Genomic DNA, 21,361 nt, shown 5'->3' with positions numbered 1-21,361 from the left:
CCCGCAGCACAGCAGGCAGTACAGGAGCCGAAAGATGTTCGAGGCCGTCGAGGAACTCGTCGCCGAGCACGCCGACCTGGAGAAGAAGCTCGCCGACCCGTCGGTCCACTCCGACCAGGCCAACGCGCGCAAGCTCAACAAGCGCTACGCCGAGCTCACCCCGATCGTCGCCACGTACCGCTCCTGGAGGCAGGCCGGCGACGACATCGAGACCGCACGCGAACTGGCCGCCGACGACCCCGACTTCGCGGCCGAGCTCAAGGACCTGGAACAGCAGCGCGAGGAGCTGACCGAGAAGCTGCGCCTCCTGCTCGTCCCGCGCGACCCCAGCGACGACAAGGACGTGATCCTCGAGATCAAGGCCGGCGCCGGCGGTGACGAGTCGGCGCTCTTCGCCGGCGACCTGCTGCGCATGTACCTGCGCTACGCCGAGCGGGTCGGCTGGAAGACCGAGATCATCGACGCCACCGAGTCCGAGCTGGGCGGCTACAAGGACGTACAGGTCGCGGTGAAGACCCGCGGGCAGATCGAGCCCGGCCAGGGCGTGTGGGCGCGGCTGAAGTACGAAGGCGGGGTGCACCGCGTGCAGCGCGTGCCGGCCACCGAGTCGCAGGGCCGTATCCACACCTCCGCCGCCGGTGTGCTGGTCACGCCGGAGGCCGAGGAGGTCGACGTCGAGATCAACCCCAACGACCTGCGCATCGACGTCTACCGGTCCTCGGGCCCGGGCGGGCAGTCCGTCAACACCACCGATTCCGCCGTGCGCATCACGCACATCCCGACCGGAGTCGTCGCCTCCTGCCAGAACGAGAAGAGCCAGCTGCAGAACAAGGAGCAGGCACTGCGTATCCTGCGCTCCAGGCTGCTCGCCATGGCGCAGGAGGAGGCGGAGAAGGAGGCCGCCGACGCCCGCCGCAGCCAGGTCCGCACCGTCGACCGCTCCGAGAAGATCCGTACCTACAACTTCCCGGAGAACCGCATCTCGGACCACCGCGTCGGCTTCAAGGCCTACAACCTGGACCAGGTCCTGGACGGCGACCTGGACGCGGTGATCCAGGCCTGCGTCGACGCGGACTCGGCCGCCAAGCTCGCGGCCGCGTAAGGCACGTAGACATAGCACGTAGTACGACGTATGAGTACCCGGAGGACCAGCGTGCAGCAAGGAACCGGGGGGCGGCCCCCAAGCCCCCGCAGCGTGCTGCTCGCCGAGGTGGCCCAGGCCACGCAGCGACTGGCCGACGCCGGCGTGGACTCGCCGCGCACCGACGCGGAGGAGCTCGCCGCGTTCGTGCACGGCGTCAAGCGGGGCGAGCTGCACTCCGTGAAGGACGCCGACTTCGACGCCCGGTACTGGGAGGTCATCGCCCGCCGCGAGCAGCGCGAGCCGCTGCAGCACATCACCGGGCGGGCCTACTTCCGCTACCTGGAGCTCCAGGTCGGTCCCGGCGTGTTCGTGCCCCGGCCCGAGACCGAGTCCGTCGTCGGCTGGGCCATAGACGCCGTACGCGCCATGGACGTCGTCGAGCCGTGCATCGTCGACCTGTGCACCGGCTCGGGCGCCATTGCGCTCGCCCTCGCCCAGGAGGTGCCGCGCTCGCGCGTGCACGCCGTGGAGCTGAGCGAGGACGCGCTGAAATGGACCCGCAAGAACGTCGAGGGCTCCAGGGTCGACCTGCGCCAGGGCGACGCCCTGACCGCGTTCCCCGACCTCGACGGCCAGGTCGACCTCGTCATCTCCAACCCGCCGTACATCCCGCTCACCGAATGGGAGTACGTCGCTCCCGAGGCCCGCGACTACGACCCGGAGCTGGCGTTGTTCTCCGGGGAGGACGGCCTCGACCTGATCCGCGGCCTCGAGCGCACCGCGCACCGGCTGCTGCGGCCCGGCGGAGTGGTCGTCGTCGAGCACGCCGACACCCAGGGCGGTCAGGTGCCGTGGATCTTCACCGAGGAACGGGGCTGGGCCGACGCGGCCGACCACCCCGACCTCAACAACCGGCCGCGGTTCGCCACCGCCCGCAAGGCGCTGCCGTGACGCCCGCGCAGCCCACCATCAGGACTTCAACCCAGCAGTACGTGTACGAGGAGGCCCGCTGACCATGGCACGGCGATACGACACCAACGACGCCACCGACCGCGCGACGGGCCTGCGCGAAGCCGCGTCCGCCGTCCGCCGGGGCGAGCTCGTGGTGCTGCCCACGGACACCGTCTACGGCATCGGCGCCGACGCGTTCTCCTCCGAGGCCGTGGCCGACCTGCTCGCGGCCAAGGGCCGGGGGCGCAACATGCCCACTCCCGTCCTCATCGGCTCCCCGAACACCCTGCACGGGCTGGTCACGGACTTCTCCGAGATGGCCTGGGAACTCGTGGACGCCTTCTGGCCGGGCGCGCTGACGCTGGTCGCCCGGCACCAGCCGTCCCTGCAGTGGGACCTGGGGGACACCCGGGGCACGGTCGCCGTGCGGATGCCGCTGCACCCGGTCGCCATCGAACTGCTCACCGAGGTCGGCCCGATGGCCGTCTCCTCGGCGAACCTGACCGGCCACCCCGCGCCGGAGAACTGCGACGCCGCGCAGGAGATGCTCGGCGACTCCGTCTCCGTCTACCTCGACGGCGGCCCGACCCCCGGCAACGTGCCGTCCTCCATCGTCGACGTCACCGGCCGGGTGCCCGTGCTGCTGCGCGAGGGCGCCCTGTCCCCGGAGGAGCTGCGGAAGGTCGTACCCGACCTCGAGGTGGCGAATTGACGGCGCCCGAAGCGGGGCGCGGCATAGGCGACACCTTCCGCATCCTCCACGTCAGCACCGGCAACGTGTGCCGCTCGCCCATCACCGAGCGGCTGACCCGGCACTTCCTGGCGGACCGGCTCGGGGATCTCCGGGGCGGTGGGCTGATCGTGGAGAGCGCGGGCACCTGGGGCCACGAGGGCGCGCCGATGGAGACCAACGCGGAGACCGTGCTGGCCGACTTCGGCGCGGACGCCTCCGGCTTCGTGGGCCGCGAACTCCTCGACGAGCACGTGATCATGGCCGACCTCGTGCTGACCGCCACCCGTGACCACCGCGCCCAGGTCATCTCCATGGGCCACTCGGCGGGCCTGCGCACCTTCACCCTCAAGGAGTTCACCCGCCTGGTGCGGGCGATAGACCCGGCCACGCTCCCTCCCCTGGAGGGCGGCGTGGTCGAACGCGCCCGCGCCCTGGTCCGCGCCGCCGCCGCTCTACGCGGGTGGCTCCTGGCGCCCACGGCCGAGGCGGACGAGGTCTACGACCCCTACGGCGCCCCCCTGCCCTTCTTCCGCTCGATCGGCGACGAGATACACCAGGCGCTGGATCCGGTGGTGACGGCGCTGACGGGGGTGGCCGCGCGGGCTTGAGCGGGGCGGGGGTTCCGCGGAAGCAGCCGGTGACGGGGTAGGACGGTGGGCCTGCGGGTTCACGGGACCGTCTGTCGCGGCACTACGTCCTCACAGCGCCCCGAAACCCTTGCGGCCTCGTCATGACCCGCGTCCGCAGTCCCGCGGGCCTGCCAAGGCCTGGGTCTCAACGGCGTACCCGGACGGCACCAGGATCGCGCGGGCCCGACGCGGCCGTGGTTTCCCCGTGCGCCGGGACGGCCTGAGGATCACGCGGGCCCCATGAGCCCGGGCTTCCCCGTGCGCCGGGACGGCCTGAGATTCGCGCGGGCCCGACGCGGCCGTGGTTTCCCGGGGTTGCCGGGACGGCCTCAGGGTCGCGCGGGCCCCATGAGCCCGGGTTTCCCCGTGTGCCGGGACGGCCTGAGGATCGCGCGGGCCCCACGAGCCCGGGTTTCCCCGTGCGCCGGGACGGTCCGAGGATCGCGCGGGCCTCGTGAGGCCCGGGTTTCGCGGCGTGCCCGGGACGGCGTAAGGGTCGCGCGGGGTGATGGGGGCGGGCCTACATTGGACGTACGTCACCGTCGACCGTCCCGGAGCGCGTCATGTCGGTCATCCCCGTTCTCGAGGCCGATGTCCTGCGGCGGCAGGACCCCGAACTGGCCGACATCCTGCTGGGGGAGCTGGAGAGGCAGTCGACGACGCTGCAGCTGATCGCCGCCGAGAACTTCACCTCGCCGGCGGTGCTGGCCGCGCTCGGCTCGGCGCTGGCGAACAAGTACGCCGAGGGCTACCCCGGCGCCCGGCACCACGGCGGCTGCGAGATGGTCGACGTCGCCGAACGCCTCGCCGTACAGCGAGCGAAGGCCCTGTTCGGCGCCGAGCACGCCAACGTCCAGGCGCACTCGGGCTCTTCGGCGGTCCTCGCCGCCTACGCGGCGCTGCTGCGCCCCGGCGACACCGTGCTCGCCCTCGGCCTGCCGCACGGCGGCCACCTCACCCACGGCTCGCCCGCGAACTTCTCCGGCCGCTGGTTCGACTTCGTCGGCTACGGCGTCGACGCCGAGAGCGGGCTCCTCGACCACCTCCAGGTGCGTACCCTCGCCCACGCGCACCGGCCCAAGGCGATCGTCTGCGGGTCGATCGCCTACCCCCGCCACATCGACTACGCCTTCTTCCGCACGGTCGCCGACGAGGTGGGCGCCTATCTGATCGCCGACGCCGCCCACCCCATGGGGCTGGTGGCCGGGGGAGCGGCGCCCAGTCCCGTGCCGTACGCCGACGTGGTGTGCGCCACCACCCACAAGGTGCTGCGCGGCCCGCGCGGCGGCATGATCCTGTGCGGCAGCGAACTCGCCGAGCGGGTCGACCGCGCCGTCTTCCCCTTCACCCAGGGCGGCGCGCAGATGCACACCGTCGCCGCGAAGGCCGTCGCGTTCGCCGAGGCCGCGACCCCGGCCTTCGCCGCCTACGCCCACCAGGTCGTCGCCAACGCACGGGTGCTCGCGGCCCGGCTGGCCGCCGAGGGCCTGAACGTCACCACCGGCGGCACCGACACCCACCTGATCACCGCCGACCCGGCGCCGCTCGGCGTCGACGGACGCGCCGCGCGCGGGCGGCTGGCCGCCGCCGGGATCGTCCTCGACTGCTGTGCCCTGCCGCACGCCGGCGCCCGTGGGCTGCGCCTGGGCACCGCCGCGGTGACCACCCAGGGCATGGGCCAGAGCGAGATGGAGCGGATCGCCGTACTGTTCGGCAAAGTGCTGCGCGGCGAACTCGACGGGGCGAGGGCGCGTGAGGACGTGCGCGAGCTCACCGGTGAATTTCCGCCGTACTCCCGTATCCCGGCCGAGACGGGGTAGGCGGACGGTCGCACAAAGCCGTACACAACCGTGCACAGCCACATGTGCAACCAACGTCGCTACCCGGAAGTCCCCATACATATGCCTGCGTCGCTAGGGTGTGAGGCTGAGATGGCCAGCGAGACCTGTGGGGAAGCCCGTGCGTGAATACCTGCTGACGCTCTGCATCACGGCCGCGGTGACGTATCTGCTGACAGGGCCGGTACGCAAGTTCGCGATCGTGGCGGGGGCGATGCCGGAGATCCGGGCACGTGACGTGCACCGGGAGCCCACCCCCCGGCTCGGCGGGATCGCGATGTTCTTCGGCATGTGCGCGGGCCTGCTGGTCGCCGCTCACCTCACCAACCTCAGCGAGGTCTTCGACAAGTCGAACGAGCCACGCGCGCTGCTCTCCGGCGCCGCCCTGATCTGGCTGATCGGCGTCCTTGACGACAAGTTCGAGATCGACGCCCTGATCAAGCTGGGCGGCCAGATGATCGCGGCCGGTGTGATGGTCGTACAGGGTCTGACGATCCTGTGGCTGCCGGTGCCGGGCGTGGGCACGGTCGCGCTGACTCAGTGGCAGGGCACGCTGCTCACCGTGGCGCTGGTGGTCATCACGATCAACGCGGTCAACTTCGTCGACGGACTGGACGGCCTGGCCGCCGGCATGGTGTGCATCGCGGCCGCCTCGTTCTTCATGTACACCTACCGGCTGTGGTACGGCTACAACATCGAGGCCGCCGCCCCCGCGACCCTCTTCGCGGTCGTCCTGATGGGTATGTGCCTGGGCTTCCTGCCGCACAACATGCATCCCGCGCGGATCTTCATGGGTGACTCGGGGTCCATGCTGATCGGCCTGGTCCTGGCGGCGGGCGCGGTGTCGGTGACCGGGCAGATCGACCCCGACGTGATGGACCTGTTCTCCGGCTCCGAGCGCAACACCGTGCACCAGATGGTGCCGGTCTACATCCCGCTGCTGATGCCGCTGACGATCATCGCCATCCCGGCCGCCGACCTGGTGCTGGCCATCGTGCGGCGCACCTGGCGCGGACAGTCGCCGTTCGCCGCCGACCGCGGCCATCTGCACCACCGTCTGCTGGAGATCGGCCACTCGCACAGCCGGGCCGTGCTGATCATGTACTTCTGGTCGGCGTTGATCGGCTTCGCGGCGCTGGCCTACTCGGTCAACTCCGCCTCCATGTGGATCGTGCTGGGTGCCGCCCTGCTCAGCTTCATCGGGCTGATGATGCTCCTGCTGCCGCGCTTCACGCCGCGTGCGCCGCGCTGGGCCGAGCAGTTCGTGCCGCCGCGCTACCGGCGCCCGCGCCCGGCCACGGCGCCGGACGCCTCCACGCCGGCGGCCGTGGAGCCCCCTGCCACGGCTGATGCCACGGGGACTTCCGGCGTACGGGTCCGGGCCGGCGTGGCCGGGGTCAACGGAGCGACCGCGCTGGGCGCCCGTTCGCGCCTTCTGGAAGAGCGCAAAGCGGGAACGTCACGCTGACGGCCAAGGTAAGAATCTGACTAAAGCGTTGCCAACTCGTGGGGTCGCGAATCCGGGCAGGACGGGACATATTGGCCTGGATTTTGCACGGGCGTGCGGTGTCGGACTCACTTGTGAGGGTAAGCACACCTACCAGGTAAAGACCTCATCAAATAGTTTGTGATACCGTTCACGAGTACCCCGGACAGAGTCGAAGGACCTGAGTGCAAAGGTCCTTTGGGGCCGAGGTCCCTCTCTCGACGCCGGGACTACGCTCGTCCATGACGACGCCCTGCCCCCTGTGATTTGCGGAGTTGCCGCCATGCCGTCCAATGACGCCCGGATCCTGGCCGAAGCCGCTGTGCCCACAGCAGCCGTCGGCGCGGTCGCCGCCGTCATCAGCGGTGTGGTCGCCGGCGGCAAGGGAGCGATCGGAGCGGTCGTCGCGACCGTGGTCGTGATCCTGTTCATGGGGCTCGGCCTCTACGTCCTGCAGCGCGTCGCCAAGTCGCTTCCCCAGCTTTTCCAGGCGATGGGCCTGATGCTCTATACGGCACAGATCCTTCTGCTGTTCGTCTTCCTGGCCGTGTTCAAGGACACGACGCTGTTCAACCCCAGGGCCTTCGCCTTCACGCTGCTCGCCGCCACGCTGGCATGGATCGCCGCGCAGACGCGGGCCCACATGAAGTCCAAGACCCTCTACGTCGAGCCCGACTCGACCACGTCTTCGGCCGGTGGGAAGCCCGACAAGACGGAGCGCTCGTCGTGAGTGGTAGGGCCGGGATAAGGACGCATGAGAGATCCTGCTATCGTCCGGTGCCAACTGCGGCATCGCGGGCGCGGGCATCCGAGCTGACGCCTGTTCGTACGCGAGGCGAGATGCCCCCCAGCCGCCCCCACATCCGTAACACCAGTCCCGTGCCGAACCGCGGCCCCGCGCCGCGCCGACACAACGAGGTTGCCGTACCTATGCGCCACGCTGAAGGAGCCCGCGGTGAGTGCTGATCCGACGCAGGTGCTCGCCTTCGAGACCGACTGCCACATCTTCGCCAACTGTGGCTTCCCGGCTCCCGGCCTGCACTCGTTCCTGTTCGAGCCCCTCTGGGGCAACGCGGACAGCAACGTGTACTTCAACAAGACGATGCTGCTGGCGCTGCTCGGCTCGATCATCGTCGTCGGCTTCTTCTGGGCCGCCTTCCGCAGGCCGAAGGTCGTGCCGGGCAAGCTCCAGATGGTCGCCGAGGCAGGCTACGACTTCATCCGGCGCGGGGTCGTCTACGAGACGATCGGCAAGAAGGAAGGCGAGAAGTACGTCCCGCTCGTCGTCTCCCTGTTCTTCTTCATCTGGATGATGAACCTCTGGTCGATCGTCCCGGTCGCCCAGTTCCCGGTCACCTCGATCATCGCGTACCCGGCCGTCATGGCTCTGATCGTCTACGTGCTGTGGGTCTCGCTGACCTTCAAGCGCCACGGTTTCGTGGGCTTCTTCAAGAACGTGACGGGCTACGACAAGTCGCTGGGCGCGGTGCTCCCGCTGGCCATGCTCATCGAGTTCTTCTCGAACCTGCTGGTGCGGCCCTTCACCCACGCGGTGCGACTCTTCGCCAACATGTTCGCGGGTCACACGCTGCTGCTGCTCTTCACGATCGCCAGCTGGTACCTGCTCAACGGCATCGGCATCGCCTACGCCGGCGTCAGCTTCATCATGACGATCGTGATGACGGCCTTCGAGCTCTTCATCCAGGCACTGCAGGCGTACGTCTTCGTGCTCCTGACGTGCACCTACATCCAGGGCGCGCTCGCCGAGCACCACTGAGCGCCCCGTAGAGCAACCCCCTGATCGTCCGGTGGCCAACCCCCACCGGTCCGTAAAGAAAAGGAAGAACTGGCATGTCCCAGACCCTTGCCGCTGTCTCCGGCTCGCTCGGTTCCGTCGGTTACGGCCTCGCTGCCATCGGCCCCGGCGTCGGCGTCGGCATCATCTTCGGTAACGGCACCCAGGCCCTGGCCCGCCAGCCCGAGGCCGCCGGCCTGATCCGTGCCAACCAGATCCTCGGCTTCGCCTTCTGTGAGGCGCTGGCCCTGATCGGTCTGGTCATGCCGTTCGTCTACGGCAAGTGATCAGCTGATCCACTTCCAGCCGACTAGACGAAAGGCAGAAACATGAGCCCGCTGCTCACGATCGCGGCCGAGACGGAGAACCCGCTCGTCCCGCCGATCCCCGAGCTTGTCATCGGCCTGCTCGCCTTCGTCATCGTCTTCGGTTTCCTCGCCAAGAAGCTCCTCCCGAACATCAACAAGGTTCTGGAGGAGCGCCGCGAGGCCATCGAGGGCGGTATCGAGAAGGCCGAGGCCGCGCAGACCGAGGCCCAGAGCGTCCTTGAGCAGTACAAGGCTCAGCTCGCCGAGGCCCGGCACGAGGCCGCGCGTCTGCGCCAGGAGGCGCAGGAGCAGGGCGCCACGCTCATCGCCGAGATGCGGGCCGAGGGCCAGCGGCAGCGCGAGGAGATCGTCGCCGCCGGTCACGCCCAGATCGAGGCCGACCGCAAGGCCGCCGCGTCCGCGCTCCGGCAGGACGTCGGCAAGCTGGCCACCGAGCTGGCCGGCAAGCTCGTCGGTGAGTCCCTCGAGGACCACGCCCGGCAGAGCCGTGTGATCGACCGCTTCCTCGACCAGCTCGAGGAGAAGGCCGAGGCCGCTCGATGACCATGCACGGAGCGAGCCGTGAGGCTCTGACCGCTGCACGTGAGCGTCTCGACGCGCTGACGGACTCCACGTCCGTGGATGTCGCACGACTCGCAGAGGAACTGGCGTCCGTCACCGCGCTGCTCCACCGCGAGGTCGGTCTGCGTCGGGTCCTCACCGACCCGGCGCAGCCCGGCGAGGCCAAGGCCACGCTGGTGCACCGCCTGCTGGGCGGCCAGATCGGCGGCACCGCCGAGGACCTGGTCTCCGGCCTGGTGCGCTCCCGCTGGTCGCAGCCCCGCGACCTGGTGGACGCGCTGGAGGAGCTGGCGAACATCGCCGACCTCACCGCGGCGGAGCGGGCCGGCACGCTCGACGACGTCGAGGACGAGCTGTTCCGCTTCGGGCGGATCATCTCCTCGAACACCGGGCTGCGCGCGGCCCTGACCGACCGGGCCGCGACCGTGTCGGCCAAGACGGAGCTGCTGAACCGGCTGCTCGGCGGCCGGGCCAACGCGACCACGGTGCGTCTGGTGACGCGCCTTGTGACCGCGCCGCGGGGACGTAGCCTTGAAGCGGGACTCGAGTCCCTCGCCAAGCTCGCCGCCGACCGTCGCAACCGCATGGTCGCCGTCGTCACCTCGGCGGTCCCGCTGAGCGACGGGCAGAAGCAGCGCCTCGGCGCCGCTCTCGCCAAGCTCTACGGCCGTCAGATGCACCTCAACCTCGACGTGGACCCCGAGGTCGTCGGAGGCATCCGGGTGCAGGTCGGCGACGAGGTCATCAACGGCTCCCTCGCGGACCGGCTCGAAGACGCCGCCCGCCGCATGGCGAGCTAGCAGCAACTCAACACAAGACGTACACGACGGCCCTGGTTGGGCCGTGCAGAGGATTCACCTCTTATTGGGGGGAGTCCCGAACTCGTGGAATACCCCCCAAGTGAAACTTCGGGCCCAACAAGGAGAGCAGGGAACCCAGATGGCGGAGCTCACGATCCGGCCGGAGGAGATCCGGGACGCGCTGGAGAACTTCGTCCAGTCGTACAAGCCGGACGCGGCCTCGCGCGAGGAGGTCGGTACGGTCACCCTTGCCGGCGACGGCATCGCGAAGGTCGAGGGTCTGCCCTCGGCCATGGCCAACGAGCTGCTGAAGTTCGAGGACGGCACCCTCGGCCTCGCCCTCAACCTCGAGGAGCGCGAGATCGGTGCCATCGTCCTCGGTGAGTTCAGCGGCATCGAGGAGGGCCAGCCGGTCACCCGCACCGGTGAGGTCCTGTCCGTCGCCGTGGGCGAGGGCTACCTCGGCCGCGTGGTGGACCCCCTCGGCAACCCGATCGACGGCCTCGGCGAGATCGAGACCGAGGGCCGCCGCGCCCTCGAACTGCAGGCCCCCACGGTCATGCAGCGCAAGTCGGTGCACGAGCCGATGGAGACCGGCTACAAGGCCGTCGACGCCATGACCCCGATCGGCCGCGGTCAGCGTCAGCTGATCATCGGCGACCGCGGTACCGGCAAGACCGCCCTCGCCGTCGACACGATCATCAACCAGCGCGACAACTGGCGCACCGGCGACCCGAACAAGCAGGTCCGCTGCATCTACGTCGCCATCGGCCAGAAGGGCTCCACCATCGCGTCGGTCCGCCGCGCGCTGGAGGAGAACGGCGCGCTGGAGTACACGACCATCGTCGCCGCCCCGGCGTCCGACCCGGCCGGCTTCAAGTACCTGGCGCCCTACACCGGGTCCGCCATCGGCCAGCACTGGATGTACCAGGGCAAGCACGTCCTGATCATCTTCGACGACCTGTCCAAGCAGGCCGACGCCTACCGCGCCGTGTCGCTGCTGCTGCGCCGTCCGCCGGGCCGCGAGGCCTACCCGGGCGACGTCTTCTACCTGCACTCCCGGCTGCTGGAGCGCTGCGCCAAGCTGTCCGACGACATGGGTGCCGGTTCGATGACCGGTCTGCCGATCGTCGAGACCAAGGCCAACGACGTCTCGGCGTTCATCCCGACCAACGTCATCTCCATCACCGACGGCCAGTGCTTCCTGGAGTCGGACCTGTTCAACGCCGGTCAGCGCCCCGCGCTGAACGTCGGTATCTCCGTCTCCCGAGTCGGTGGTTCCGCCCAGCACAAGGCGATGCGCCAGGTCTCCGGCCGCCTCCGTGTGGACCTCGCCCAGTTCCGTGAGCTGGAGGCGTTCGCCGCCTTCGGTTCCGACCTGGACGCGGCCTCCAAGGCCCAGCTGGAGCGCGGCCAGCGCATGGTCGAGCTGCTGAAGCAGAACCAGTACGAGCCGATGGCCACCGAGGACCAGGTCGTCTCCGTCTGGGCCGGCACCAACGGCCGTATGGACGACGTGCCGGTCGCCGACATCCGCCGCTTCGAGAAGGAGCTCCTCGAGTACCTGCACCGCAAGGAGCAGGGCCTGATGACCTCCATCAAGGAGGGCGCCAAGATGTCGGACGACACCATCCAGGCGATCGACGACGCCGTTGCCGAGTTCAAGAAGCAGTTCGAGACCTCGGACGGCAAGCTGCTCGGCGAGGAAACCCCGGCCGCTGCCGCCAAGTGACGTAAGGAAGGGACCTGACTCATGGGAGCCCAGCTCCGGGTCTACAAGCGTCGCATCCGATCCGTCACCGCGACCAAGAAGATCACCAAGGCGATGGAGATGATCGCCGCCTCGCGCGTCGTCAAGGCGATGCGCAAGGTGTCGGCCTCCACGCCGTACGCGCAGGAACTGACCCGCGCGGTCACGGCGGTCGGCACCGGGTCCAACACCAAGCACCCGCTGACCACGGAGGCGGAGAACCCGACCCGCGCCGCGGTACTGCTCCTCACGAGCGACCGCGGCCTGGCCGGCGCCTTCAACTCCAACGCCATCAAGGCCGCGGAGCAGCTGACCGCGCGCCTCGAGGGCGAGGGCAAGCAGGTCGACGCGTACATCGTCGGCCGGCGCGGGGTCGCCCACTACAACTTCCGTGAGCGCAAGATCGCGGAGTCGTGGAGCGGCTTCACCGACGAGCCCTCGTACGGGGACGCCAAGACGGTGGCGGCCCCGCTGATCGAGGCCATCGGGAAGGACACCGAGGACGGCGGCGTGGACGAACTCCACATCGTCTACACCGAGTTCGTCTCGATGATGACGCAGACGGCGACCGACTCCCGGTTGCTGCCGCTGCGCCTCGAGGAGGTCGCGGAGGAGGCGGCGAAGAAGGACGAGATCCTTCCGCTGTACGACTTCGAGCCGTCGGCGGAGGACGTCCTCGACGCGCTGCTGCCGCGCTACGTGGAGAGCCGTATCTACAACGCGCTGCTCCAGTCGGCCGCTTCGAAGCACGCCGCCACGCGGCGCGCGATGAAGTCGGCCACCGACAACGCGGGTGAGCTGATCGACAACCTCGCCCGTCTTGCCAACGCGGCCCGCCAGGCCGAAATCACCCAGGAAATCAGCGAGATCGTCGGTGGCGCGAGCGCCCTGGCCGACGCGACCGCGGGGAGTGACAAGTAATGACCACCACTGTTGAGACGGCCACGGCGGCGGGCCGCGTCGCGCGGGTCATCGGCCCGGTCGTCGACGTGGAGTTCCCCGTCGACGCGATGCCGGACATTAACAACGCCCTTCACGTCGAGGTCGCCGACCCGGCGAAGGCGGGCGAGAAGAAGACGCTGACGCTCGAGGTCGCCCAGCACCTCGGTGACGGCATCGTCCGCACGATCTCCATGCAGCCCACCGACGGTCTGGTCCGCCAGTCCCCGGTGACGGACACGGGCTCGGCCATCTCCGTCCCGGTCGGCGACTTCACCAAGGGCAAGGTGTTCAACACCCTCGGTGAGGTGCTGAACGTCGACGCCGAGTACGACGGCGAGCGCTGGCCGATCCACCGCAAGGCGCCGAACTTCGACGAGCTCGAGTCGAAGACCGAGATGTTCGAGACCGGCGTCAAGGTCATCGACCTGCTGACCCCGTACGTCAAGGGCGGCAAGATCGGTCTGTTCGGCGGCGCCGGCGTCGGCAAGACGGTGCTCATCCAGGAGATGATCTACCGCGTCGCCAACAACCACGACGGTGTGTCGGTGTTCGCCGGTGTCGGTGAGCGCACCCGTGAGGGCAACGACCTCATCGACGAGATGACCGAGTCGGGCGTCATCGACAAGACCGCGCTGGTCTTCGGTCAGATGGACGAGCCCCCGGGCACCCGTCTGCGCGTCGCGCTGGCCGGCCTGACCATGGCCGAGTACTTCCGCGACGTCCAGAAGCAGGACGTGCTGTTCTTCATCGACAACATCTTCCGCTTCACCCAGGCCGGCTCCGAGGTCTCCACCCTGCTCGGCCGCATGCCGTCCGCGGTGGGTTACCAGCCGAACCTGGCCGACGAGATGGGTCTCCTCCAGGAGCGCATCACCTCGACCCGCGGTCACTCGATCACCTCGATGCAGGCGATCTACGTCCCCGCCGACGACCTGACCGACCCGGCCCCGGCCACCACCTTCGCCCACCTCGACGCGACGACGGTTCTCTCCCGTCCGATCTCGGAGAAGGGCATCTACCCGGCCGTGGACCCGCTGGACTCCACGTCCCGGATCCTGGACCCGCGCTACATCGCGCAGGACCACTACGACGCGGCCATGCGCGTGAAGACGATCCTGCAGAAGTACAAGGACCTCCAGGACATCATCGCGATCCTCGGTATCGACGAGCTCGGCGAGGAGGACAAGCTCGTCGTCCACCGTGCCCGTCGCGTGGAGCGCTTCCTGTCCCAGAACACCCACGTCGCCAAGCAGTTCACCGGTGTGGACGGCTCGGACGTGCCGCTGGACGAGTCGATCACGGCGTTCAACGCGATCTGCGACGGCGAGTTCGACCACTTCCCGGAGCAGGCGTTCTTCATGTGCGGTGGTCTCGAGGACCTGAAGAAGAACGCGAAGGAGCTGGGCGTCTCCTGAGCCACGTGCTCATCCGAGGGGGCGGGTGCGTCCCGCCCCCTCGTCCACGCCCTCTAGAATTGACCCCAACACCCGGCACTACCGCCGGGTGGTGACCCGAGGAGCCACCCTTGGCTGCTGAGCTGCACGTCGAGCTGGTCGCCGCCGACCGCCAGGTCTGGTCTGGCGAGGCCACCCTGGTCGTCGCGCGCACCACGTCCGGCGACATCGGCGTCATGCCCGGTCACCAGCCGCTGCTCGGTGTGCTGGAGTCGGGCCCGGTGACCATCCGTACGAGTGAAGGTGAGACCGTCATCGCCGCGGTGCACGGCGGTTTCATCTCCTTCGCGGACAACAAGCTGTCGCTGCTGGCGGAGATCGCCGAGCTCTCGGACGAGATCGACGTCCAGCGCACCGAGCGGGAGCTGCAGCGCGCGAAGGCGGAGGGCGACGAACACGCCGAGCGCCGTGCGGAGGTCCGACTGCGCGCGGCGACGGCGAGCTGAACCCAGCCAGCCGTGCGATGACGTCACTCAGCCGCGGCCGGTACCGGAGCAATCCGGTACCGGCCGCGGCTGAGGTGAATGTGGGTGTTTTTTCCGTTCCATTACCTAGGAGACGAGGAGGTCGGTGTCGATGTTCCTCGCTCTGACTGTGTGCGGGCTGGTGGTCTTGCTCGTGGTGGTGGGACTGTTCGTCTTCGGCCTGCGGCGCAGGCTGATCCAGCGCTCCGGCGGCACCTTCGACTGCAGCCTGCGCTGGGACGTACCGGAGAAACCCGACACCAGCGGCAAGGGCTGGGGCTACGGCGTCGCCCGCTACAACGGCGACCGCGTGGAGTGGTTCCGCGTCTTCTCCTACGCCCCCCGCCCGCGCCGCACCCTGGAGCGCGCGTCCATCGAGGTGGCCGGCCGCCGTCTCCCCGAGGGCGAGGAGGAGCTCGCCCTGCTCTCCGACGCGATGATCCTCACCTGTCTGCACCGCGGCACCCGCCTGGAGCTCGCCATGAGCGAGGACGCCCTGACCGGCTTCCTGGCCTGGCTGGAGGCGGCCCCGCCCGGCCAGCGGGTGAACGTCGCGTAGAGCGACGTTCGGGGCCCCGCTGGATGGGGGTACCCCCGGCAGCGGGGCTGCTGGGGGAGGGTGAACGTGGCGTAAGCAGCAAGGCATGGGGAAGCTCCCCCGGACGAGATCCGAGGGAGCTTCGGTCTTCTTGTGGACGCGGGCAGCTGTTACGACAGACCGCTGTTGATGGCGCCGACCAGCTCACCGTTGCTGGTGTCGCCGCTGAACTCCCAGAAGAAGGCGCCGCCCAGGCCCTGGGTCTTGGCCCAGTTCATCTTGGTGCCGATGGTGGCCGGGGTGTCGTAGGACCACCAGTTGTTGCCGCACTTGGCGTAGGCCGTGCCCGCGACGGTGCCGGTGGCCGGGCAGGTGTTCTTGAGGACCTTGTAGTCCTCGATGCCCTGCTCGTACGTACCCGCCGCCGGGCCCGTGGCCGTGCCGCCCGGGGCGGCCTGGGTGACGCCGGTCCAGCCGCGGCCGTACAGGCCGATGCCGACGAGCAGCTTGCTCGCGGGGACGCCCTTGGCCCGGTACTTGGCGATCGCGTCGGCCGTGGTGTAGCCGGCCTTCGGGATGCCGTTGTACGAGGTGAGCGGGGAGTGCGGGGCCGTGGGACCCTGCGCGTCCCAGGCGCCGAAGAAGTCGTACGTCATCACGTTGTACCAGTCGAGGTACTGGGCCGCACCGCCGTAGTCGGCCGCGTCGACCTTGCCGCCGGAGGTGCCGTCGGCGGAGACGGCCGCGGTGACCAGGGCCTTGCTGCCGAATTTGGCGCGCAGCGCGGCCGCCACGTTCTTGATGGCCGCCGCCCCGCTGGTGTCACAGGTCAGACCGCAGGCGTTGGGGTACTCCCAGTCGATGTCGATGCCGTCGAACACGCCGGCCCAGCGCGGGTCGTTCACCAGGTCGTAGCAGGACTGGGCGAAGGCCGCCGGGTTCTTGGCCGCGTCCGCGAAGCCGCCGGACCAGGTCCAGCCGCCGAAGGACCACAGCACCTTGATGTTCGGGTACTTGGCCTTCAGCTGGCGCAGCTGGTTGAAGTTGCCGCGCAGCGGCTGGTCCCAGGTGTCGGCGACGCCGCTGACGGACTGGTCGGCGGTGAACGCCTTGTCGTAGTCGGCGTAGGAGTCGCCGATCGCGCACTTGCCGCCGGTGACGTTGCCGAAGGCGTAGTTGATGTGCGTGATCTTCGACGCGGAGCCGGAGGTCACGATGTTCTTGACGTTGTAGTTGCGGCCGTAGATGCCCCACTCGGTGAAGTAGCCGAGCCGGATCTTGTTGCCGGGGGGCGGGGGAGTGCCGCCACCGCCGCCGGTGGTGCGCACGGCGACCGATCCGCTGACCGGGCCGGTCTGGCCCGCCGTGTCCCGGGCCTGGACGCTGTAGGAGTAGTCGGTGCCGGCGGTCAGACCGGTGTCGGTGTACGAGGTCGTCGTCACCGTCGCGACCGTCCTGCCGTCGCGCAGCACGTCGTAGTTCTTGACGCCCTTGTCGTCGGTGGCCGCGCTCCAGCTGAGCCTCACCGAGGTGTCGGTGATGTTGGAGGCGGTCGGGGTGCCCGGCGCGGAGGGCGGGTTGTCGCCGGGGACGGTGCCGCCGCCGTCACAACTTCCGCCGTTGAGCTTGCAGTTGCTCGGCGAGCCGGAGCCGGCGCCGTTGAAGCCGAAGGAGACGGAGGCACCCGGGGCGAGGGTGCCGTTGTAGGACTTGTTCTTGGCGGTCCAGTGCGTGCCGGAGGACGTGACGTCCGCGTCCCAGGCGGAGGTGACGGACGTGCCGGAGGGGAAGTCCCACTCGATCGTCCACGAGCTGATCGCCGTGGTGCCGGAGTTGGTCACCGTCCACTTGCCCTCGAACCCGGAGCCCCAGTCCTGGGTCTTGGCGTAGGTGGCGGTGGCGGATGTCGCGGCCTGGGCGGGGCTCGCGAGACCGACCAGTCCGGTCAGGGGGAGCAGCAGGGTCGCGAACCCGGCCGCGGCTCTGTGTCTGAAGCGCATACCGCGCCTCCCTTTTCGGGGGTTGTTGAAGTGGGCATGACTGAGCCATCACGCCCAAGTGCCGCGAGAATAGAAAGGTCTGGACCAGAGGTCAATAGGTCTGGACCACTGTGGTTCAACGGAGTACCGGATCCCCAGCTCCTGTGCCGGTACCGCCGCTTGCACCCGGCTGCGCAGTCCCAGCTTGCCCAGCAGCCGGCTGACGTGGGTCTTCACGGTCCCCTCCGCCAGGTCCGGCCGGGCGGAGCCGTCAGACCGTCCTCGACACGAGAATGACGCGACTCCGGCAGGTACATCTGCCGTGGCGGGGAGGGCGCTCCCTGGTCATCTAGGGTGTTCACATGGTGCCAGGACACATCTCCATATCCGTCGGACCCAGCACACCCAATGGCCTGGCAGTCAAGGCCGCTGAGCTTCCGTGCGCCGGCGGAGGACGTCGGTGAACAAGCCGCTGAGGGCTGTGGCGATCTTCTGCGGGCTACTGATGCTCAGCCTGCTGCTGCGTGCGAACTGGCTGCAGTACTTTCAAGCCCCGGAACTCGCCACCGACCAGAAGAACCGGCGGGTCCAGATCGAGCGGTTCGCCGCTCCCCGCGGGGACATCATCGTGGGCGGGAGGGCCATCACCGGCTCCACCGAGGCGTCGAGCACCGACCTCAAGTACAAGCGGATGTACGTGAACGGGCCCATGTACGCACCCGTGACGGGGTATGCCTCGCAGGCACACGGCATGACGCTGCTGGAGCGGACGTACGACAGCATCCTGACCGGGAAGGACGACCGGCTGGCCTTCCAGCGGTTCGCCGACGTGGTCACCGGCAATGGCCGGCGTCCTGGTTCGGTGGTCACGACCATCGACCCGAAGGCGCAGAAGGCCGCCTACGACGGGCTGACCGAACTGAAGGGCGCGCGGGGGGCCGTGGTCGCCCTGGAGCCCGGGACGGGGAAGGTCCTGGCCCTGGTGTCGGCGCCTTCCTACGATCCGTCAGTGTTCGCGGGCAACACGTTCAAGGAGTCCGACAGGTTCGTCGCGCTCGACAAGGACAAGCGCAAGCCGCTGGCCAACCGGGCTCTGCGTGAGACCTATCCTCCGGGTTCCACCTTCAAGATCCTCACCGCGGCGGCGGCGCTGGAGCACGGGATCGTCACTGACATCGACGCACCGACGAACGCCATCTCTCCTTACCCCCTGCCGCAGTCCACCAACAGGATCGGCAGTGAGGCCGGCGATGCGGTCTGCAGCAAGGCGTCGATGAAGACCGCGATGCAGTACTCGTGCAACAACGTCTTCCTCGATGCCGCGGCTGAACTGGGGCAGGACAGGCTGCGGGAGACGGCCGAGAAGTTCGGCTTCAACGACGACGTCTACTCGGACGATTTCGGCGACCTGCTCGCCACCGGGAGCCTCTACCCGGAGGACCTGGACAAGCCGGGTACCGCGCTGACCGGCATGGGGCAGGGCAGCCTCACCAGCACACCCATGCAGATGGCCATGGTCACCGCCGCGCTGGCCAACGACGGAAAACTGATGCAGCCCTACATCGTCGACGAAGTCCGCGGCCCGGACCTCAGCACCCTGCACAAGACCGAGCCCGCGGTGATGAGTCAGGCGGTCTCCGCCACCACCGCTCAAAAGGTGCAGCGGATGATGGAGTTCACCGCCAAGGAAGGCAGCGCCCGCCGCGCACAGATCGACGGCGTCACGGTCGGCGGCAAGACAGGCACCGCACAGCGTGGCGTCGACGTGGGCGAGCAGGTGCCGTACGGCTGGTTCGTCTCCTACGGAAAGGCACAGGACGGGTCCTCCGTCGCCGTAGCCGTCTTCATCGACCCGACCGACATGAACATCTCACGCAAGGACATCTCCGGAGGCAGTCTCGGAGCGCCCATCGCGCGCAGCGTCATGCAGGCGGTCCTCCAGCGATGAGGCCGAGAAACCCGGCCACCACCATCACCCGGTACGTGCTGTGGTACATGCCCGCGCCCAGCGGGAAGCCGTGCTCAGCGGTCGCCGCCCGGAACCCACAGCACGTCCCCGGTCTCCTTGTTCGCCGTGCGCGCCAGGATGAACAGCAGGTCGGACAGGCGGTTGAGGTAGGTGGCGGTGAGCGGGTTCATCGTGTCGCCGTGCACCTCCAGGGCGGCCCAGGTGGACCGCTCGGCGCGGCGGACCACCGTGCAGGCCTGGTGGAGCAGGGCCGCGCCCGGGGTGCCGCCGGGGAGGATGAAGGAGCGGAGCTTGTCCAGTTCGGCGTTGAAGCGGTCGCAGTCCGCCTCCAGGCGGTCGATGTAGAACTGCTCCACCCGCAGCGGCGGGAACTCCGGGTTCTCCACCACCGGGGTGGACAGGTCCGCCCCCACGTCGAACAGGTCGTTCTGCACACGGGTGAGGACCTTGACGATCTCCGCGTCGAGCCCGCCCAGCGCGATCGCCGCACCGATCACCGCGTTCGCCTCATTGGCGTCGGCGTACGCCGAGATCCGCAGATCGGTCTTGGCGACCCGGCTCATGTCCCCGAGGGCGGTGGTGCCCTTGTCTCCGGTCCTGGTGTAGATGCGCGTCAGATTGACCATGCGGCCAATCTAGACGCTCCTTCGATGAATGCGGCTCTCGGGCGCACGTTCTCGGCTCGTACCCGTGTCCTGGTGTGTGCATTCGGACAATCGCGAGGGCCGGGTGGGGTTCGTATGCGTCACCTGTGGTCATCGCGAACATGCCGACATCGTGGGGCGAAGAAGACACTGGCCTGCGGACATGCGGGTCGCAGGGCGTGGAGACCTCGGCGTCGCGGCCGGTCTGTGAAGCGCCAACCAGCGTGAATCCGCAAGGAATTGGCACTCCGGCCGTTGTGGTCGGAATCCCTCCGGTTCAGCCGCTGGGAAGATCGCCGAGTCCGTCATTTGAGACGTGATGGGTGTCTCACCCCCTGAGACAGTGACACGCATTACTTACGGTCCTCAAGGGGGCGCGCGAGCGCTAGTGTCCGCCCTGGAGTCATGCGCGGGCAAGCGCTCGCGGTCGTTTCGAAGGGGAGTCGTCAGTGGCACGGAAGCTCGCCGTCATCGGGGCCGGCCTCATGGGGTCCGGCATCGCTCAGGTCTCCGCGCAGGCGGGCTGGGACGTCGTTCTGCGGGACGTCACCGACGAGGCGCTGAAGCGTGGTACCGACGGCATCAAGGCCTCGTACGACAAGTTCGTCGACAAGGGCAGGATGGAGGCGCACGATGCCGAGGCCGCCCTCGCCCGGATCACCGCCACCACCGACCTGGACGCGGCCGCCGACGCGGACGTCGTGGTCGAGGCCGTCTTCGAGAAGCTCGAGGTCAAGCACGAGATCTTCCGTACGCTCGACAAACTCGTCCGCGAGGACACCGTGCTCGCCTCCAACACCTCCGCCATCCCGATCACCAAGATCGCGGCTGTGACGGAGCGTCCCGAGCGGGTCGTCGGCGTGCACTTCTTCTCGCCGGTGCCGATGATGCAGCTCGTCGAACTCGTCCGCGGCTACAAGACGAGCGACCAAACGCTCGCCAGGGCCCGCGAGTTCGCCGAAGCGGTCGGCAAGACCTGCATCGTCGTCAACCGTGACGTGGCCGGCTTCGTGACCACCCGCCTGATCTCCGCCCTCGTCGTGGAGGCGACCAAGCTGTACGAGTCGGGCGTCGCCACCGCCGAGGACATCGACCTCGCCTGCAGGCTGGGCTTCGGTCATGCCATGGGTCCGCTGGCCACCGCCGACCTGACCGGCGTCGACATCCTGCTGCACGCCACCAGCAACATCTACACCGAGACCCAGGACGAGAAGTTCGCCCCGCCCGAGCTGATGCGCCGGATGGTTGACGCCGGTGACATCGGGCGTAAGAGCGGGCAGGGCTTCTACAAGCACTGAAACCGCACCGGGGTCACTGGGGTCACCCTTCAGGGTGAATTCGGTATCGGTTCGCTTACAACCAGCAACCGTACTGCCGCAGAAGCAGTCAGACGTTGCACACCACCGTCACGGAGT

Annotated in this window: 20 protein-coding genes and 1 pseudogene; 18 read left to right on the top strand and 3 right to left on the bottom strand. The window is 68.8% G+C overall.

Going from position 1 to position 21,361, the window contains the following annotated elements:
* Nucleotides 1–34 precede the first annotated feature (34 nt).
* The 16 genes from prfA to ACX25U_RS11325 all read left to right on the top strand — a co-directional run bounded on the left by prfA (nt 35) and on the right by ACX25U_RS11325 (nt 15,375).
* Complete coding sequence (gene prfA / locus ACX25U_RS11400) at nt 35–1,102, top strand: peptide chain release factor 1 (protein ID WP_454391181.1); 1,068 nt, start codon at nt 35–37, stop codon at nt 1,100–1,102.
* Nucleotides 1,103–1,195: 93 nt separating this feature from the next.
* Nucleotides 1,196–2,035 (top strand): peptide chain release factor N(5)-glutamine methyltransferase, encoded by an 840-nt coding sequence (prmC, locus tag ACX25U_RS11395; RefSeq protein ID WP_454394211.1) that lies wholly within the window; start codon nt 1,196–1,198, stop codon nt 2,033–2,035.
* Nucleotides 2,036–2,099: 64 nt separating this feature from the next.
* Entirely contained in the window at nt 2,100–2,747 is a 648-nt protein-coding gene (locus ACX25U_RS11390) for an L-threonylcarbamoyladenylate synthase (RefSeq protein WP_454391179.1), read from the top strand.
* Nucleotides 2,744–3,376 (top strand): arsenate reductase/protein-tyrosine-phosphatase family protein, encoded by a 633-nt coding sequence (locus ACX25U_RS11385; protein ID WP_454391178.1) that lies wholly within the window; start codon nt 2,744–2,746, stop codon nt 3,374–3,376. Before ACX25U_RS11390 ends, ACX25U_RS11385 begins: the two co-directional genes overlap by 4 nt.
* Nucleotides 3,377–3,960: 584 nt before the next feature.
* Nucleotides 3,961–5,217, top strand: coding sequence for a serine hydroxymethyltransferase (locus tag ACX25U_RS11380; protein WP_454391177.1), 1,257 nt, complete (start codon nt 3,961–3,963; stop codon nt 5,215–5,217).
* Nucleotides 5,218–5,356: 139 nt separating this feature from the next.
* Nucleotides 5,357–6,703 (top strand): MraY family glycosyltransferase, encoded by a 1,347-nt coding sequence (locus ACX25U_RS11375; RefSeq protein WP_454391175.1) that lies wholly within the window; start codon nt 5,357–5,359, stop codon nt 6,701–6,703.
* A 301-nt stretch (nt 6,704–7,004) separates the two neighbouring features.
* Entirely contained in the window at nt 7,005–7,451 is a 447-nt protein-coding gene (locus ACX25U_RS11370) for a hypothetical protein (RefSeq protein WP_454391173.1), read from the top strand.
* A gap of 225 nt (nt 7,452–7,676) precedes the next feature.
* The gene (atpB, locus tag ACX25U_RS11365; RefSeq protein ID WP_454391171.1) at nt 7,677–8,498 is read left to right on the top strand and encodes a F0F1 ATP synthase subunit A; all 822 of its coding nucleotides are present in this window, start codon (nt 7,677–7,679) and stop codon (nt 8,496–8,498) included.
* Between the two features lie 74 nt (nt 8,499–8,572).
* A complete protein-coding gene (gene atpE, locus ACX25U_RS11360; protein ID WP_030672351.1) occupies nt 8,573–8,803 on the top strand; it encodes an ATP synthase F0 subunit C in 231 nt (76 codons plus the stop codon).
* Between the two features lie 42 nt (nt 8,804–8,845).
* Nucleotides 8,846–9,388: a F0F1 ATP synthase subunit B gene (locus ACX25U_RS11355; RefSeq protein ID WP_454391169.1), complete on the top strand. Its 543-nt coding sequence runs from the start codon at nt 8,846–8,848 to the stop codon at nt 9,386–9,388.
* A 2-nt stretch (nt 9,389–9,390) separates the two neighbouring features.
* The gene (locus ACX25U_RS11350) at nt 9,391–10,206 is read left to right on the top strand and encodes a F0F1 ATP synthase subunit delta (protein ID WP_454394209.1); all 816 of its coding nucleotides are present in this window, start codon (nt 9,391–9,393) and stop codon (nt 10,204–10,206) included.
* 139 nt (nt 10,207–10,345) lie between these two features.
* The gene (gene atpA / locus ACX25U_RS11345) at nt 10,346–11,938 is read left to right on the top strand and encodes a F0F1 ATP synthase subunit alpha (protein ID WP_454391168.1); all 1,593 of its coding nucleotides are present in this window, start codon (nt 10,346–10,348) and stop codon (nt 11,936–11,938) included.
* A 21-nt stretch (nt 11,939–11,959) separates the two neighbouring features.
* On the top strand, nt 11,960–12,877 hold the full coding sequence (locus ACX25U_RS11340; protein ID WP_454391166.1) for a F0F1 ATP synthase subunit gamma: 918 nt from the start codon (nt 11,960–11,962) through the stop codon (nt 12,875–12,877).
* Complete coding sequence (gene atpD, locus ACX25U_RS11335) at nt 12,877–14,313, top strand: F0F1 ATP synthase subunit beta (RefSeq protein WP_454391164.1); 1,437 nt, start codon at nt 12,877–12,879, stop codon at nt 14,311–14,313. Before ACX25U_RS11340 ends, atpD begins: the two co-directional genes overlap by 1 nt.
* A 110-nt stretch (nt 14,314–14,423) precedes the next feature.
* Nucleotides 14,424–14,798: a F0F1 ATP synthase subunit epsilon gene (locus tag ACX25U_RS11330; RefSeq protein ID WP_454391162.1), complete on the top strand. Its 375-nt coding sequence runs from the start codon at nt 14,424–14,426 to the stop codon at nt 14,796–14,798.
* Nucleotides 14,799–14,928: 130 nt separating this feature from the next.
* Nucleotides 14,929–15,375: a DUF2550 domain-containing protein gene (locus ACX25U_RS11325; RefSeq protein WP_454391160.1), complete on the top strand. Its 447-nt coding sequence runs from the start codon at nt 14,929–14,931 to the stop codon at nt 15,373–15,375.
* Between the two features lie 149 nt (nt 15,376–15,524).
* Here ACX25U_RS11325 and ACX25U_RS11320 read toward each other — a convergent pair whose 3' ends face one another.
* Nucleotides 15,525–17,354, bottom strand: a complete 1,830-nt coding sequence (locus tag ACX25U_RS11320) for a glycosyl hydrolase family 18 protein (protein WP_454391158.1) — start codon at nt 17,352–17,354, stop codon at nt 15,525–15,527.
* 48 nt (nt 17,355–17,402) lie between these two features.
* Nucleotides 17,403–17,594 (bottom strand): annotated as a pseudogene (locus tag ACX25U_RS11315) (response regulator transcription factor); the annotation flags it as partial.
* 199 nt (nt 17,595–17,793) lie between these two features.
* On the opposite strand from ACX25U_RS11315, the gene ACX25U_RS11310 reads away from it, so the two are divergent.
* Nucleotides 17,794–19,281: a peptidoglycan D,D-transpeptidase FtsI family protein gene (locus tag ACX25U_RS11310; RefSeq protein WP_454391156.1), complete on the top strand. Its 1,488-nt coding sequence runs from the start codon at nt 17,794–17,796 to the stop codon at nt 19,279–19,281.
* 74 nt (nt 19,282–19,355) lie between these two features.
* Here ACX25U_RS11310 and ACX25U_RS11305 read toward each other — a convergent pair whose 3' ends face one another.
* Nucleotides 19,356–19,928 carry a cob(I)yrinic acid a,c-diamide adenosyltransferase gene (locus ACX25U_RS11305; protein WP_454391154.1) on the bottom strand — a complete coding sequence of 191 codons (573 nt, stop codon included), beginning with the start codon at nt 19,926–19,928 and terminating at the stop codon, nt 19,356–19,358.
* Between the two features lie 467 nt (nt 19,929–20,395).
* On the opposite strand from ACX25U_RS11305, the gene ACX25U_RS11300 reads away from it, so the two are divergent.
* A complete protein-coding gene (locus ACX25U_RS11300; RefSeq protein ID WP_454391152.1) occupies nt 20,396–21,244 on the top strand; it encodes a 3-hydroxyacyl-CoA dehydrogenase family protein in 849 nt (282 codons plus the stop codon).
* Nucleotides 21,245–21,361 lie beyond the last annotated feature (117 nt).

The organism is Streptomyces sp. JNUCC 63 (assembly GCF_054366325.1).
The sequence above is the reverse complement of the archived record's forward strand: the minus strand, read 5'-3'. Positions and strand labels throughout refer to the sequence as shown.

Bases quoted from the DNA above. Each gene is read 5' to 3' on its own strand.
- prfA (WP_454391181.1), top strand. From the start codon at position 35: ATGTTCGAGGCCGTCGAGGAACTCGTCGCCGAGCACGCCGACCTGGAG.
- ACX25U_RS11390 (WP_454391179.1), top strand. From the start codon at position 2,100: ATGGCACGGCGATACGACACCAACGACGCCACCGACCGCGCGACGGGC.
- ACX25U_RS11380 (WP_454391177.1), top strand. From the start codon at position 3,961: ATGTCGGTCATCCCCGTTCTCGAGGCCGATGTCCTGCGGCGGCAGGAC.
- ACX25U_RS11370 (WP_454391173.1), top strand. From the start codon at position 7,005: ATGCCGTCCAATGACGCCCGGATCCTGGCCGAAGCCGCTGTGCCCACA.
- atpE (WP_030672351.1), top strand. From the start codon at position 8,573: ATGTCCCAGACCCTTGCCGCTGTCTCCGGCTCGCTCGGTTCCGTCGGT.
- ACX25U_RS11355 (WP_454391169.1), top strand. From the start codon at position 8,846: ATGAGCCCGCTGCTCACGATCGCGGCCGAGACGGAGAACCCGCTCGTC.
- ACX25U_RS11350 (WP_454394209.1), top strand. From the start codon at position 9,391: ATGCACGGAGCGAGCCGTGAGGCTCTGACCGCTGCACGTGAGCGTCTC.
- atpA (WP_454391168.1), top strand. From the start codon at position 10,346: ATGGCGGAGCTCACGATCCGGCCGGAGGAGATCCGGGACGCGCTGGAG.
- ACX25U_RS11340 (WP_454391166.1), top strand. From the start codon at position 11,960: ATGGGAGCCCAGCTCCGGGTCTACAAGCGTCGCATCCGATCCGTCACC.
- atpD (WP_454391164.1), top strand. From the start codon at position 12,877: ATGACCACCACTGTTGAGACGGCCACGGCGGCGGGCCGCGTCGCGCGG.
- ACX25U_RS11325 (WP_454391160.1), top strand. From the start codon at position 14,929: ATGTTCCTCGCTCTGACTGTGTGCGGGCTGGTGGTCTTGCTCGTGGTG.
- ACX25U_RS11320 (WP_454391158.1), bottom strand. From the start codon at position 17,354: ATGCGCTTCAGACACAGAGCCGCGGCCGGGTTCGCGACCCTGCTGCTC.
- ACX25U_RS11305 (WP_454391154.1), bottom strand. From the start codon at position 19,928: ATGGTCAATCTGACGCGCATCTACACCAGGACCGGAGACAAGGGCACC.